At 52.4% G+C, this 14,495-nt stretch carries 13 protein-coding genes; 3 read left to right on the top strand and 10 right to left on the bottom strand.

The window, feature by feature from the left end:
* Positions 1-39 precede the first annotated feature (39 nt).
* Both NB647_RS07000 and NB647_RS06995 read left to right on the top strand, forming a co-directional pair.
* Positions 40-954 (top strand): DMT family transporter, encoded by a 915-nt coding sequence (locus tag NB647_RS07000; RefSeq protein WP_269282624.1) that lies wholly within the window; start codon positions 40-42, stop codon positions 952-954.
* A 171-nt stretch (positions 955-1,125) separates the two neighbouring features.
* The gene (locus NB647_RS06995; RefSeq protein WP_269282623.1) at positions 1,126-1,650 is read left to right on the top strand and encodes a flavodoxin; all 525 of its coding nucleotides are present in this window, start codon (positions 1,126-1,128) and stop codon (positions 1,648-1,650) included.
* Positions 1,651-1,653: 3 nt separating this feature from the next.
* Here NB647_RS06995 and NB647_RS06990 read toward each other — a convergent pair whose 3' ends face one another.
* The 8 genes from NB647_RS06990 to rluC all read right to left on the bottom strand — a co-directional run bounded on the left by NB647_RS06990 (position 1,654) and on the right by rluC (position 8,969).
* On the bottom strand, positions 1,654-2,634 hold the full coding sequence (locus tag NB647_RS06990) for a 3'-5' exonuclease (RefSeq protein ID WP_269282622.1): 981 nt from the start codon (positions 2,632-2,634) through the stop codon (positions 1,654-1,656).
* 121 nt (positions 2,635-2,755) lie between these two features.
* Entirely contained in the window at positions 2,756-3,670 is a 915-nt protein-coding gene (locus NB647_RS06985; RefSeq protein WP_269282621.1) for a bile acid:sodium symporter family protein, read from the bottom strand.
* A 403-nt stretch (positions 3,671-4,073) separates the two neighbouring features.
* Positions 4,074-4,850 (bottom strand): PIG-L family deacetylase, encoded by a 777-nt coding sequence (locus NB647_RS06980; RefSeq protein WP_269263890.1) that lies wholly within the window; start codon positions 4,848-4,850, stop codon positions 4,074-4,076.
* The gene (locus tag NB647_RS06975; RefSeq protein ID WP_269282620.1) at positions 4,847-5,593 is read right to left on the bottom strand and encodes a hypothetical protein; all 747 of its coding nucleotides are present in this window, start codon (positions 5,591-5,593) and stop codon (positions 4,847-4,849) included. The genes NB647_RS06980 and NB647_RS06975 overlap by 4 nt, the downstream gene beginning before the upstream one ends.
* A gap of 10 nt (positions 5,594-5,603) precedes the next feature.
* Positions 5,604-6,077, bottom strand: coding sequence for a hypothetical protein (locus NB647_RS06970; RefSeq protein ID WP_269263888.1), 474 nt, complete (start codon positions 6,075-6,077; stop codon positions 5,604-5,606).
* A gap of 149 nt (positions 6,078-6,226) precedes the next feature.
* Positions 6,227-7,174: a signal peptide peptidase SppA gene (sppA, locus tag NB647_RS06965; RefSeq protein WP_269263887.1), complete on the bottom strand. Its 948-nt coding sequence runs from the start codon at positions 7,172-7,174 to the stop codon at positions 6,227-6,229.
* A gap of 26 nt (positions 7,175-7,200) precedes the next feature.
* The gene (locus tag NB647_RS06960) at positions 7,201-7,860 is read right to left on the bottom strand and encodes an HAD-IA family hydrolase (protein ID WP_269282619.1); all 660 of its coding nucleotides are present in this window, start codon (positions 7,858-7,860) and stop codon (positions 7,201-7,203) included.
* Between the two features lie 89 nt (positions 7,861-7,949).
* Positions 7,950-8,969 (bottom strand): 23S rRNA pseudouridine(955/2504/2580) synthase RluC, encoded by a 1,020-nt coding sequence (gene rluC / locus NB647_RS06955; RefSeq protein ID WP_416143516.1) that lies wholly within the window; start codon positions 8,967-8,969, stop codon positions 7,950-7,952.
* 544 nt (positions 8,970-9,513) lie between these two features.
* Between rluC and NB647_RS06950 the strand changes: the two genes are divergently transcribed.
* A complete protein-coding gene (locus NB647_RS06950) occupies positions 9,514-12,495 on the top strand; it encodes an Rne/Rng family ribonuclease (protein WP_269282618.1) in 2,982 nt (993 codons plus the stop codon).
* A 178-nt stretch (positions 12,496-12,673) separates the two neighbouring features.
* On the opposite strand, the gene NB647_RS06945 is transcribed toward NB647_RS06950, so the two are convergent.
* Both NB647_RS06945 and NB647_RS06940 read right to left on the bottom strand, forming a co-directional pair.
* Positions 12,674-13,372, bottom strand: a complete 699-nt coding sequence (locus tag NB647_RS06945) for a pirin family protein (protein ID WP_269282617.1) — start codon at positions 13,370-13,372, stop codon at positions 12,674-12,676.
* Positions 13,373-13,618: 246 nt separating this feature from the next.
* A complete protein-coding gene (locus tag NB647_RS06940; RefSeq protein WP_269263883.1) occupies positions 13,619-14,311 on the bottom strand; it encodes an alpha/beta hydrolase in 693 nt (230 codons plus the stop codon).
* Positions 14,312-14,495: the final 184 nt, after the last annotated feature.

Below are 14,495 nucleotides of genomic sequence, written 5' to 3'. Positions count from 1 at the left end.
ATAACATAGATCTTTTCATCTTCTGATTCCCGTTTACTGATGAATCCTTCTGCATCCGCGGCCCGGGGGTATTTTCTGGCTTTGCTGGCGACCGTTTTGTGGAGCACGGTTTTCCCGCTGGTTCGCGTTTTGCCGCAGACTCTCTCGCCTGTCGAGCTGGCTTTCTGGCGCTGGCTTTTCACGTTTTCCTGCATGTTGCCTTTCGGTGCGGGAGCTATCCGGGAACACTGGGCATTGGTGCGTCAGTGCCGGAAGTGGATGGTTCCGGCCGGTGTACTGGGGTTTGCGATGTACAGTATCCTGATGTTTGAGGCAGGCCATACGACGGACGCCACCAATCTGTCGCTGATTGCAGCGACTGCGCCGGTATTTATGGCGTTTTTCGCCCGTTTCTTTCTGGGAGAAAGACTTGCGTCACTCCAGTTGTGTGGACTGGCAGTCGCCGTTTTCGGCGTGATCGTACTGGTACTGCATGGTGATTTTCACCGTCTGGCCGCCCTGTCGTTTACCGTGGGTGATTTATGGATGCTGTTGGCTGCCTCATTGTTTGCCGTGTACAGTATTCTTGTCCGCAGGCGTCCGGCGGCCATGCCGCAAAAGGCGTTCATGCTGGCCATGCTGGCATACAGTCTGCTGGCGCTGTGCCCTTTCATGATTGGCGAAGTGGCAAGGCCTGGATATTCCCTGCCCGATATGCCGACATTTCTGATCATGGCCTATATCGCGGTCATTCCGACACTCATCGGTTATTTGTTATGGAACCGTTCGGTCGAGTATATCGGTGCGGCCCGTGCCGGGATCGTTTATTACAGCATACCTTTTTTCAGCAGTCTGGAAGCTGTCGTTTTTTTGCACGAAACAGTCTCGTTCTCGCAGATTGCGGGAGGCGCTCTGATTGTCGGTGGCATTCTGCTGTCTTCGCTGAATATCCTGAAGACACTCTGGCGTTTTTGAACGACTGGTCATTTTCCTATGTCCACTATGCAAACCGGTTATTGCCGGATTTGAGAGAATCAGGCAATAACAAGGCATTTTCATCACTGCCGCCTGTTTCCGGGAAAGGATATAGTCAGTGTCATCGGATTATTTCGAAATCATCATTTTTTCTGGCGAAGGAGGTTTGCAATGACGAAAAAACTGATTGCCTGTTATTCCCGTGCCGGCAGCAATTATTTCGGCAATCGTATTGTCGATCTGGCTGTGGGCAATACCCGGGTGGTGGCTGAAAAAATACAGGCTTTGGCAGGAGGTGATCTTTTCCATATCGAGCCGGTGAAACCGTATCCTGCCGATTACGACGAAACTGTTGAACGGGCGAAAGAAGAACTGGGAAGAAATGCACGCCCAGAATTGAAAGAGATCGTGAGAAATCCCGATGTCTATGATACTGTTTTTCTGGGGTATCCGATCTGGTGGGGGGTGATGCCGATGCCTGTCCTGACATTTCTGGAGTCTGCGGATTTTTCGGGAAAAACGATTGTTCCGTTCTGTACGCATGAAGGCAGCGGGTTTGGCATGAGTGAACGGTATATCCGGCAATCCTGTCCGAAAGCGAAAATTCTGTCCGGTCTTGCCATCAGAGGGGGGAAACGGGATCAGGCCGATGCGGAAATCAGGAAGTGGTTGAAATCGCTGAACCTGCTTGCCTGAAAATCAGGGGCTTTTGAACCGTTCGGCAGCCGTCTTGACAGAAAAACCGGCCCGGTCGGATCCGTGCGGATATAAATCGTCCAGAAAATTTTTTTCATCGGCCACTTCTTCTTCGGCGATTTCTTTCCACCAGTGCCGATTGGGGCCGGTTGTCCCGTCGTGCCAGCGGTAACCCCGGGTTTTCAGGGCATCCTTGGCCTCGAACGGTGCGCCGAATGCCCGTACCGTCACGGTTTTTTTGCCGGCCTGTGCAAGCAGATCGGCAAACGCGTGGTTCTGGACATGGAGCAACCATGCCAGCGCCAGACAGTCGATGGATGCACGGTGCGCTTCATAAAAATATCCCGATTTAAGCAACAGATCTTCCAGTTTCAGGTTTTTGAAACCGAAACGGCGCCAGTCGATACCGGCAAGAGAACAGGCCCATTTTTTTTCTTCGAAGCCCTTAAAGCGTTTTTCGAAAAACGGCCGGTCGAAGGAAGCGTTATGAGCCACAATCAAAAAAGCGTCTTTCAGGCAGTCCGATACCATCGTCTCATCGATATGCTGTCCACTGACTTTTTCATTTGTGATACCGGTCAGTTCCGTAATGAATGGCGGAATCGGCATACCCGGGTCCTCATAGGCGCTTGCGATGCGATCGATGGATACGAGCTGTTTTTTCGAGGGGGAGAAACTGGCCCTGACCAGTCCCAGTTCGATGATGACGTCCGTGTCGAGCGACAGTCCGGTGGTTTCCGTATCCAGAAAGACGATGGATATTTCATCACCCGTTGCGTTACAGAATCTGTATGGCAGGTTCAGGCCTGACCGAGTGACGGGTATGCGTTCCAGAAGGCGAAAGTCATCCGTTTTCGCCAGGAGTTTGTTCAGACGTTTTCTTAAGGACTGGATTTCGTCTGCCGGTTCCTTTTTTACAGAGGAACCACTATCGGCAGTGCCGAAAAGGTCGGGCTGCCGGAGGAAAAACAGATCGCCATTCATGGATTCGGTCGCTTCTGGTTTGAAATAGCGTCAATGATACCGCGAGTTGTCTTTTCTGACGACAGAAAACCGTTCCGGCAGGTTTTGAATCATTCTTTTCAACCGTTTGTTTTCCTCCGGTTCAGGCAAGGTCTTTTTGGGGGTGCCGTCTTTCCATCCAGAGTTGCCAGGCGTTGAACAGATTCTGCCAGACAATGTAGGCACTGGCACCGACAGCCACGACGGGATTCAGATAGGTTTGCGACAACCATGCAGCCAGAACGGCATTTTTCTGGCCCAGTGCCTGTCCGCCGGTGATGCGCTGTCCGTAGAGTTTACCCAGCCATTTTCCGGCCGTGAACAGAAGGCAGCAAACAAGGAAAGCGGCGACAGCCAGCCAGATGGCCGCCCACTTGTCGGCAGGTTCGTTGACCAGTGTATCGACTGTTCTGGCGATAACGATCATGAGTGTCAGGCCCCAGAGATAGAAAGCGGCTTCCTGCCATTTCGCCAGTCTCGTTCCCACAACAGGCAGAAACCGTCTCAGCAACAGGGCCAGAACGAATGGCAGAACCAGAAGAGGAAAAACTTTCTGCGAGATGATGAAAAAAGCTTCGGTAAAACCGATTCCACCACTCATGGGATGGATAAAGGGAAACAGCAGCGGTGCCGCAATGGCGGTTGCCAGATTGGAGAGAATCATATAGCTGGTGAGACTGGCCGCATTGCCGCCCAGTTTACGGGTGATGACGGCCGCTGCTGTACCGGTCGGTGTCATGATGCAGACTGTGGCCGTTTCGGCGATGAGAATATCGAATGGTTTCAAAATGATGAAAACAACAAGGCTGCCGGCAATCTGGAGAGCTACCAGCAGGAAATGGAATGAGCTGAATTTGAGTTCTGACACCGGTATTTTGCAAAACGTGAGAAGCAGCATAGTGAAAATGAAATAAGGCACAAAAAAACCGAAATGTTTCCAGAGGGGAAAACCCAGAGCGCCGAGCAGGATGGCAAGCGGTAATGTCCAGTTTTTGACAAGATCGATGATGATTTTCATAACAGCACCTTCTGTTATCGTTGACGGGAGATATCCCTTTTGTTTCCGGAAAGTGTAGCGCTTTGTCAGATATATAAAAAATACTTTTTTTGTTTCTTATTTATATTGAATATGTATATATAGATGTCGCCAATGATAGTATTTCCATGATTGTCATGGTGACGGTAACCGGATGAAATCGCTGATGGTATCGCCCCGGTGGAGGTCGGTGTTTGGACTGGCATGTATTCGCAGATGTGGGTTGCCGGTGTGTGCCAATCCTGTATTCCCATTCTGGTACAGGATTGGCCCCAACGTGACTGGAATGCCTTTTGCCTACGGAAGTATGGAAGTTGATGGCCGTATTTCGGAGACTGTGTAAAACGTCATGGACTGAGTGTCGTGAAAATCCCTGCCGGGTATTTTACGGAATGATGTTTTTGCTTCTCAAAAAAGTCGTGAAACCGTTCCAGTCACGGTATTTCACCCAGTCCTCATAGTGGAACATGTGTTCGTAGGATTTGCGCGGGCCGGCCTGGCTGGGATATTCCGGAAGCATTCCCGATATTTTCAGGTCGGCGATATCGGCAGGTAACGGTTGGTGCCGCCGGAGTTTTTTACGGTAACGGGGTTTGTAGTAAATGCCGAAATAAAACAGATTGTCTTTGGCGATCCGTTTTCTGAAAGCATTTGTGACGAAGCGGCTGGTCATTTTGTGATGCCGGTGTCCGTATTCTCCACGGGGATTGTGAGTCACGATCGATTGCCAGTCTTTGGCCGTCATGATGATTTCAAGAGTGGCTTTGATGTCGGTGCCGGCCGTTTTCCAGCGATCCTGTTTCTGTTGCCGGTCGAGGTCGGGAAATCCCAGTTTGAGATACTGGGCCTGACAGATTGCCATGGCGTTTTTCAGTTCCTCATCCCTGACGGAATCCGTACCGGCGGTGATGCATACGACCAGATAGCGTCCCGTGTCCTGCAAAAGATGCCCTCCTCCCCAGATGGTTTCATCATCGGGATGAGCGACGATCATCAGCTTTTCCGCCCTGTCGAGGTCGACGGTATCGAGCAGTTTGGCGACAGGCTTTTCGAGCTGTTTCATGCGCAAGTCCGTTTTTTTGTTTCCCATATGCCTGTAGACAAGGAAAACGGCCAGAACGAGGCTTGCCAAAAGGACTGCGGCAATGAGCAGCATGATCATTTTTCTTTCCGGACCGGCATATCGGGCAGCCACTGGAAATCCATCTGTCGCCACAGACTGGTCAGGCGGGTCATGGCTTCGTCAGGTTTCATGGCGGCATAATCCGGTGGATCCACTGCATCCGGATTCGTTCCATAAACCATCAGCTCGATGGAGTAGCACCGGTCGCGATGGACGGTGCGATATGCCTGGACGGAAATCGATTTGTTCATGGCGGCATCGCTTCCGCTGAAAAAGGTATAAATATTGTCCTTGTGCCGGAATGTCTTGAGACTGTCCGGCGTGGCGTTTGGGGGCAGGTTGCGACATTGCCGGACCGTCACGGGGTCTTCGCTGACTCCGATCCGGATTTCGGCAACGGTCGTTTTCTGGGGTGTTCCCGGCAAGGCCAGCGAAACCAGAGGAAACCCCTTGTCTTTTTCGCTGAACCAGCTCCAGCTGCCGTTTTCGAGATATCCCGGTTCGAATTGTCTGGAAGGTTTGAGGTGGGATGGATATACAAACCGGAAACCGTAGGTGTTGTCGATCCAGGTATTGATCTGGCGGGGAGTTTCCATGAGCCGTTTGCGTAACAGATTGATGTCGATGACATCACTGTCCTTGCGGCATTCCGAAGGAGCATCGGCAGGATTCAAGGGCGGTTCGGTTGTTTCGGCTGTTGCCGGTCCGGCCGGCAGTGCCAGAACACAGGTGATAAACAAAATGTTGGCAATATCGCGTTTGTGCATGATATTCCTGTTCACTGACTTTCCCTCAGAGGGACTGTCGTCTGTAACTTTCGGTTTTCGTTATGTCTGCCTTGAATGATACGGCATAGCCTGTTGCCGGATTCAGCTGGCATTCGAAAGTGAAATAATGCCAGTTGTATCCCTCGCGGAACTGTCCGGTTCCGGTCAATTGTCGGTTGCCTTGCAGTTTCAGGCTGTCGCTTTTTACGGTACCGAGAAATACCCGGTCGGTTTCCCTGTACTGTTTTCTGAAATACCGGAGAGCGGCGGGACGGCACATGGTTTCCGAAACTTTTTTGGCATCACTCCATTCCATTGTCATTTGACGCTCTCCCTCATCCAGTCTGGAAAAGGCGTTCCGGATGGCCTGTTGTTGTCTTGGAGACAGCTCGCTTCCGTTTTTCGCTGCTGTGGCAGTATCACCGGCAATTGCCGGACCCAGGGTCGACAACAGGACGGCCATGCCGGCCAGCGTTCCTGAAAAAATATTCTTTGCCATGCCACAGTCTCCATAGAGCATATAAAAGTTGCCATCGTCATGCTTCAGGCACTTTTTTGCATCGATTACCCAATAGTAACAGGTAATCGCGGATTTGCTAAATGTCCGTCGTCAGTTCTCCCGGGTTTTGGCAGCCGTTTGCCGGAAAATCATTGCCATGAAACGGGATTCCAGCCCAGGCCGGCCTTGGCGGCACCGTAACCGACAGATGCTCCGAATTTTTTCAGTACCCGATCGGCCAGTTTTTCCTGTTCGGTGTAATCGACGATTTCAGGCGATTTGATGATATCACGGGCAACGCTTTCCACCGTTCCCAGTTCATCGGCCAGTCCGAGTCTGATCGCTTCGGGTCCCAAAAAGACAAGTCCGCTATAGATTTCCCGGTTTTCTTTCAGACGTTCTCCCCGACCGGCACGAACCGCTTCGATGAACTGCCGGTGAATCTGGTTCAGCATGGACTGGGCGTACTGGACCTGTTGCGGTGTCTGTGGGCTGAACGGGTCGAGGAATCCCTTGTATTCTCCGGCAGTCAGCAGGCGGCGTTCGATACCGAGTTTGTCCATCAGGCCCGTCATGCCGAATCCGTTGATCATCACACCGATCGAGCCGACGATGCTGGCTTTGTCCACATAAATCCTGTCGGCTGCTGCGGCAATATAGTAACCGCCGGAAGCGCACAGTTCCTCGACGACGACATACAGCGGTTTGTCAGGATGGACCTTTCGCAGGCGCCGGATTTCATCATAAATCATGCCGGCCTGGACCGGACTGCCGCCCGGACTGTTGATTTTCAGGATAACGCCGGTTGCCATCGGTTCTTCATAGGCCTTGTTCAGAGCCTTGATGATGTTCCCGGCAGAAGCGTTTCCGGACGCTTCGATGGTTCCCTTGATTTCGATCATGGCCGTATGGGCCTGGACCGGCGTACCGTCGCTTTCGGTAAGGAAAAGATTTTTGATCGAGGCAATGACGAATATGACCAGAAAAATGGTCGTCAGTTTGAAGAAGATACCCCAGCGGCGACGGACACGCTGTTCCTTGAGAGTTTGGAGCATCAGTTTTTCGAGAACGTCGCGTTCCCAGTTGTTTTCACTCATGACAGTCCCGTTTTGTGAGTAAGGGGTTATGCATTTTCATTGAGCCAGTGGTGCAGATCCGGAACCGAACCGGCTGCATATATCGGATGCAGCTTTTGCAGTTCGGCCGCGGAGTGTGCCCCGTATTGTACGGCGATTCCGGCCGCGCCGGCATTGTTCGCCATTTGCAAATCGTGTGTGGTGTCGCCGATCATGACCGTACGGTTCATGGGTTCGCCGAGTTCCTCGGTCAGCTCGAGCAGCATGGCCGGATGCGGCTTCGACCAGGTTTCGTCCGCTGTACGACTGGCGTCGAAATAACCTTGCAGACCCGTTTCGTTAATGGCGCGGTTCAGTCCTGCCCTACTCTTGCCCGTCGCTACCGCAAGCAGGTAATTCTGGTTTTTCAGATCGTCCAGCATGGTTTTCACGCCATCGAAAAGCGTGGTTTTCGGGTTGTTTGTCAGGAAATGGATGCGGTATCGGTCGACCAGTTTCGGATAATATTCGGGCGCCAGATCCGGCAGGACGGTTTCCAGAGCCTCTTTGAGACCAAGGCCGATGACATGGGCGGCCCGTTTTTTTTCGGGCATCGGCAATCCCAGATCGAGCGCGGCATCCTGAAGGCTTTTGACAATGGCGGCTGTACTGTCCATCAGGGTACCGTCCCAGTCGAAGACGATCAGGTCGAATTTCTGTTTTGGCATATTGGTCGTTAGTGGTATCCATCCGGTTTTCAGGCCACGGACGGAGCCACTGGAATGATTTGTCGAATGTGAATTTTACCGTAAATTTTTCATGTTTTTTTGCTGTTTCCGGACTCCAGTGTTTTCAGATAGCCGGCACATTCATCGGGTAATGGTGCGGTGATCGTGACCGGTTTTCCCGTTTCGGGGTGAACAAACGTGATTTTGCAGGCATGCAGGAACATGCGTTTTAAGGCATCTTCTCCTTTTTTCCCTTTTTGCAATTGCCGGTTCAGTTCGTAATCGCCGTATTTCTCGTCTCCGGCAATGACAAAACCCGACGAGGCCAGATGGACACGGATCTGGTGGGTCCGTCCTGTTTTCAGTTCCGCTTCCAGCAAGGTGAAGTCCGGATAATGTCTCAGTACGTTGAAAACGGTATGAGACGCCTGTCCTGCCGCATCGACCCGTACACGCCGTTCACCGTCGGTGGTATGGTATTTCAGTAATGGCAGCCTGACGTGCTGTCTCTGGTTTTTCCAGTTTCCATGCACCAGTGCCTGATAACGCTTGTCAATGGCCCCCTCGCGGATCTGTTCATGCAGCCGTGTCAGGGCCGACCGTTTTTTGGCCAGAACGAGAATGCCGGACGTTTCCTTGTCCAGCCGGTGGACGAGTTCCAGAAATTTCGCTTCCGGCCGCATGGCACGCAATTGCTCGATGACACCGAAGGATACGCCGGAACCGCCGTGGACTGCGACACCTGCCGGTTTGTTGATGACCAGAATGCTGTCATCCTCGTACAGGATATCGAAACGGGCATCCGGTATGCGTTTTTCTTCCCGTTCGGCTGTCTTGACTGGCGGAATGCGGATGATGTCTCCGGCTTGCAGCCGGTATGTCTGGTCGATCCGTTTTTTGTTGACACGCACTTCTCCGGACCGGAGGATGCGGTAAACATGGCTTTTCGGAACGCCCTTGAATATCCTGAAGAGATAATTATCGATGCGTTGTCCGTCCTGGTTTTCCGTCACGGTTACCAGCCGAACCGGTTTCATTTGTGAATTGTCACCAGTATCGACCTGTTTTTCAACGTTTTTACTGACATTGCCTCTATGAGTCGGGGTCATTTATCTATATAATCCTGAATCGGCCGGCAATTTCCGGCCCGTCTGTGTACAATAAAAAGAATCATTCTACACAGTTGCGGCATCCATTGGCCCGGTTTGAGACAAATTCAATGGAAAAGATGTGTACGCGCCATTTCAGTATGGGATCCAGGCTGACGCCACAGCGTTAGCCGGACGGAATGCCGGAATGAGGATTTTGCGTCTGGATACAAAGGATTTGAAGGACAAGCAGAAACGGTTTGCTGCTTGTGTCGTGATGTGTTTGGTAACCGAAAAATTTTGATGTCGTTTGGCTCTGATTTGCCCTTTTCATCGCATTGTCTGTTTATTGAATGAAATGCATATTGCAGGCGTAATCGCTAACCTTGAAATTGATCGACCCCATCCCCGCTCGTCGGGCGACGCGGGCGGCCTTTGCCGTCTTCGCCTGCCCGATGCCCGTCCTCCGTCCAGCCTTTTCCGTGTGTACACCCGATTGATTTGCGACGTCGCTTCCGAGCGTATCGTTTAAGGAATATGGGCCCTCGGGCCACGGAGTGTATTTATGAAACGTATGTTGTTCAACGCAACGCAGCAGGAGGAGCTGCGCGTTGCGATTGTCGACGGGCAGAAACTGATCGATATCGATATCGAATCGAATGCCCGTGAGTTGCACAAATCCAATATCTACAAGGCAGTCATTACCCGGATCGAACCTTCCCTTGAGGCCTGTTTCGTCAACTATGGCGAAGACCGTCACGGTTTTCTGCCATTCAAGGAAGTGGCCCGTTCCCTGTTCAGGGAAGGAGTGGATGTCCGCAATGCCACTATCAGGGACGCCCTGACGGAAGGTCAGGAAATCATGGTTCAGGTCGAAAAGGAAGAACGCGGCAACAAGGGGGCGGCTCTGACCACGTTCATTTCACTGGCCGGCCGCTATCTGGTGCTCATGCCGAACAATCCGCGTGGTGGTGGTGTTTCACGGCGTGTCGAAGGCGAGGAGCGTCAGGAACTGCGTGAAACGATGGACAAGCTGGATGTGCCGCCGGGCATGTCGATTATTGCCCGTACAGCCGGGATCGGCCGTACGGTCGAGGAATTGCAGTGGGACCTGAATTATCTGTTGCAACTCTGGAATGCCATCGAGAGTGCCGGTTCTTCCGCTCCGGGCGCTTTTCTGATCTATCACGAATCGTCTCTGGTCATACGTGCCATTCGCGATTATTTCCAGCCGGATATCGGCGAAATCCTGATCGATACGGATGAAATCTACGAACAGGCCCGCCAGTTCATGAGTTATGTCATGCCGGATATGGCCAACCGGGTGAAACGGTATCGGGATGGTGTCCCGCTTTTTTCACGTTTCCAGATCGAACACCAGATCGAATCGGCTTACTCGCGTGTCGTTTCCCTGCCTTCGGGGGGATCCATTGTCATCGACCATACCGAGGCACTGGTCGCCATCGACGTCAACTCGGCCCGTTCCACTCGCGGAACGGATATCGAAACAACCGCGTTCACGACCAATTGCGAGGCGGCCGAAGAAGTCGCCCGCCAGCTGCGTCTGCGCGATCTCGGCGGACTGATCGTGATCGATTTCATCGATATGGAATCGCCGAAAAACCGGCGTGAGATCGAGGCCCGTCTGAAGGAAGCGCTGCATTATGACAGGGCACGCGTCCAGATGGACAAGATCACCCGTTTCGGTCTGATGGAATTGTCGCGCCAGCGGCTGCGCCCTTCCCTGTCCGAAGGAAGCCATATCACCTGCCCGCGCTGTAACGGAACCGGACATATTCGCGATACGGAATCGTCCGCCCTTCAGGTTCTCCGGATTATCGAGGAAGAATCCATGAAGGAAAGTTCGGCGGTCATTCATGTCCAGATTCCGGTCGATGTCGCGGCGTTTTTGCTCAATGAAAAACGTGGCGAGATCATGAAAATCGAATCGCGCCACAAGGTCAAGATCGTTCTGATACCGAACAAGTATCTGGAAACGCCACACTACAAACTGGAACGTATCAAGCATGACGATCCGCGTCTGGAAGAACCGGAAGTCAGTTACAAACTGGCGGAACAGTCCGATGTGGACATGAGTTTCTCCAAACGCCAGAAAGAACCGGTCAAGCCGGCACAGGAAGCGATCGTCAAGAATATTCCGGAAGGTATGCCGGCTCCGGTGGTCGATCATTCACCGGTTCCGGCCGTTGCCGAGAAAGGATTTTTCGACCGTCTGCTGGGCTTTTTCGGTATCGGCAAAACTGAAGCACCGGCAGAACCTGCCGGGAAACAGCCGTCCAGAAACGGACGGAAGGGCCGAAACGGCGAGCGTTCACGCAGCCGCAGCCGCCGGGGTGAAGCACGTGAGGAAAAGAGCCGGACAGCACAGCCGGCAGTGGCTTCCTCGTCCGAGCATGAGGATGCCGCTGCAACAACGGTACCGAAAACCGGCCGCCAGCGCAGGACCCGTGGCGAAAAAGGTGAACAACGCCAGCGGGAAGAACGCAAACAGGCCAGAAGTGAGGAAAATGCCGTAAAGCCGGAAGTTTTGGAAACCGTTGTCGCGAAACCGGAAGTGACTGCACTGGTTCCGGTATCCGAAGCCATCCAGATCGTTGCCGCTGAAACGGATGTCGTCACGGAAATGCCGGTACAGGAACGTACAGGTGATGTCGGTAATGAAGACGAAACCCGGCGTCGCCGCCGTCGCGGGGGACGCAATCGCAGCCGTCGGGATGCCAATGCCGAAACACCGTCCGAACAGACTGAAATGCCGAATGCGGATATCGAAAACATTGTCGCCGTTCCTGTTCCGGAAGTGCCGGTGGTTGATATGTCCTCTGTGGAAGTTACGGAAGTTGCTGGAGAAAACGGATCCTCTGATGGTGCCGATACCGTTCAGGTGAATCCGGAAGAGGAAACCGCTTCTCCGCGTCGTGAAAGCCGGCGTTCCCATCCGAAACGCCGTCGCGCTTCGACGGAAAATGCTGCCGTAGCGGCCGAAACGGATGAGACTGCTGTTTATGCCGAAAAGGCAGATGACATCGTCGCAGACGTTCAGGTTGTTCCGGTCGTTTCTGAAGTTGAAGTCGTGCCGGCCAAAACGGCTGAAATTGTGGAAGCCGTCGTCACGGAAGTACAGCCCGTTGTTGTGGAAGCGGAGCCACCTGTCGAAGAAGTGAAACAGGAAGATGTCGCAGCGGTAGCAGAGCCGGTTGCCGAACCGGTAACGGAACCTGTCGCCGGATCGGTTGAAACGGATTCGGCGGGAGTTCTTGTCGACCCGGAAGGTGAGGCTGAAGCCGGAAAGGATGTCGTGGCTTCTTCTGTATCCGTTCCCGCAGCCGATCCGGTATCCGAACTGGAACGGATTCTGGCGGAAGCCGGTCTGACGATGGCTTCTACCGATCCTGAGAAAATGAAGAAGGTTCAGGAAAGCCGGATTCAGTCAGAAACGGAAACGGTCAGACGGCCGGTTCGCAGAAGAAGAGCTCCCGTTGTTGTCGATGACGGCCCATTGATTCAGGTGGATACCCGAAAGGAATAACGACGCTTTTTCCGAAATGAAAAAACCGCGTGAAAAACGCGGTTTTTTTATGATTTTCAGGTCCGCTTGCTTGTCGTAATGACGTGATTTTTGCGAGGTGTCGCACCGCAATGAAATGTGCGAAGTATCGAACTGTCCATCCGGTTCGGAAATGTCGCAGGCCGGCAGCGGAAAACGATCACGCCATGTCAAACAATAGAAAATGGGAATTTCGGGTTGCCACCAGCGTCAGATGGCCGGTATCTTCTATAGCGGCGCCATCGCCTGCCAGGAGGGTTTCTTTTCCATTGATGCTCATTTCCCCGCTGATCATCTGGATCCATACCCCTCTTTTGTCGGCGATGTCGTGATCGATAACACTGCCCTTTTCCAGTCTGGCGGCATAAACGTCGGCGTCCTGGTGAATCGAGATGGAATTGTAGCGGGCCGTTTTGCTGGCGATCAGAACCAGACTGTCCTGATCGATATCCGTAAACGATGCCTGGGTATATTCCGGACGGACATTTCGTTCATCGGGCATGATCCATATTTGCAGAAAATGAACTTCTTCATTCGCTGAACCGTTGTATTCACTATGCAGTATGCCTTTGCCGGCACTGATACGCTGGACTTCGCCTGCTTTCATGATTTCATGGCTGCCCATGTTGTCCCTGTGTTCCAGCATACCGGAAATAACGTAGGAAATGATTTCCATATTGTCATGCGGATGCAAATCGAATCCCTTTCCGACAGCGACACGATCCTCGTTGATGACACGCAGCGAACGGAATCCCATGAAACGTGGATCGTAATATTGCGCAAATGAAAAGGTATGGAAGGTTTTCAGCCAGCCATGGTCGGCATATCCTCTGTCCTGCGATTTCCGGATGGTGATCATGTTCGGTTCCTTCGAAAAAAATGGGAGCAACAGGGAATGAGAAACGGTTCAGGTCTGCTGCGAGAAGTACTGAACGTGAAATGTTTTTAAGGAAGCGGCAGCCTGACACAAGGCCGTGTATCCGGATTTTCCGGTCAGTCGTGTGTCCATGTGGTGTTGCCATGCGGTTTCCACGAAAGACATAATGCGTGTATCCTTAATCGAACACACGCATTGTTCACTGTGCAGACCTGTTACGACGGATGGTCAGCCTAGCGATTTGGCTGCTTCATCGATCAGGTTCACGATGTCGTTTGCATGTGAAATGATGGAAGCATGGCTTGAATCCAGCGTGATCACTTTTTTCGCTTCCAGCCGGTCGGCCAGCCATTTCTGGGTTTCAGGCGGGATAATCCGGTCTTTCGACGAAATCTGGTACCAGCTGGGGACATTTTTCCATGCCGCTTCGCCTGACGGGTCGTTCAGGGTTTTGGCGTAGATCGGTTTCTGGGTCACACTCATGACATAGGCCTTGTCATCGGCGACATCCTGGCAGTAACTGTCCTTGAACTTGTCGTATTTGATCCAGATATAGTCGTCCAGAGTGTCGATAAAGTTCATGGCGCTCGGCGAGGGATCCCGGTAGGCCAGGACATCGTTGATGGTTTCGCTTTCGTCCAGCGAATAGGCGGCACAATAGACAAGTCCGACGACATTGTCTTCATTTCCGGCACGGGTGATGACGGCGCCGCCGTAATCGTGTCCGACCAGAATGACCGGTTCCGGATGGGCACCGATCAGCCGGATGGTGTTGTCGATGTCTTCTTCCAGTGATTTGAGCGAATTTTCGACGGCACGTACTTTGTAGCCTTTGGCGTAAAGTCCGAGAATCACGTTTTCCCAGTGATAAGCGTCGGACCATGCGCCGTGAACGAGAATGATAGTGGGTTTGGTAGCCATAATTTTCCGATTGAAGTAAAGGTGAGAAGGATTTCCCTGATGGTTCCTCCAGCATATTCCGTATGAAATCCGGCGTAATGATATTCGGCAAAGTATATCCAGATAGGCCGGATTTCCGGTATGGCTGTTAAACGGGTGTTTTCGGAAGTGACCGGTTCAGGTATCGTGTGCATGTTGCCGGAAG

Source organism: Oxalobacter aliiformigenes, from assembly GCF_027116575.1.
Taxonomy (GTDB): domain Bacteria; phylum Pseudomonadota; class Gammaproteobacteria; order Burkholderiales; family Burkholderiaceae_D; genus Oxalobacter; species Oxalobacter aliiformigenes.
Note: the sequence above shows the minus strand (reverse complement) of the source record. Positions and strands in the feature narration are given on the sequence as shown.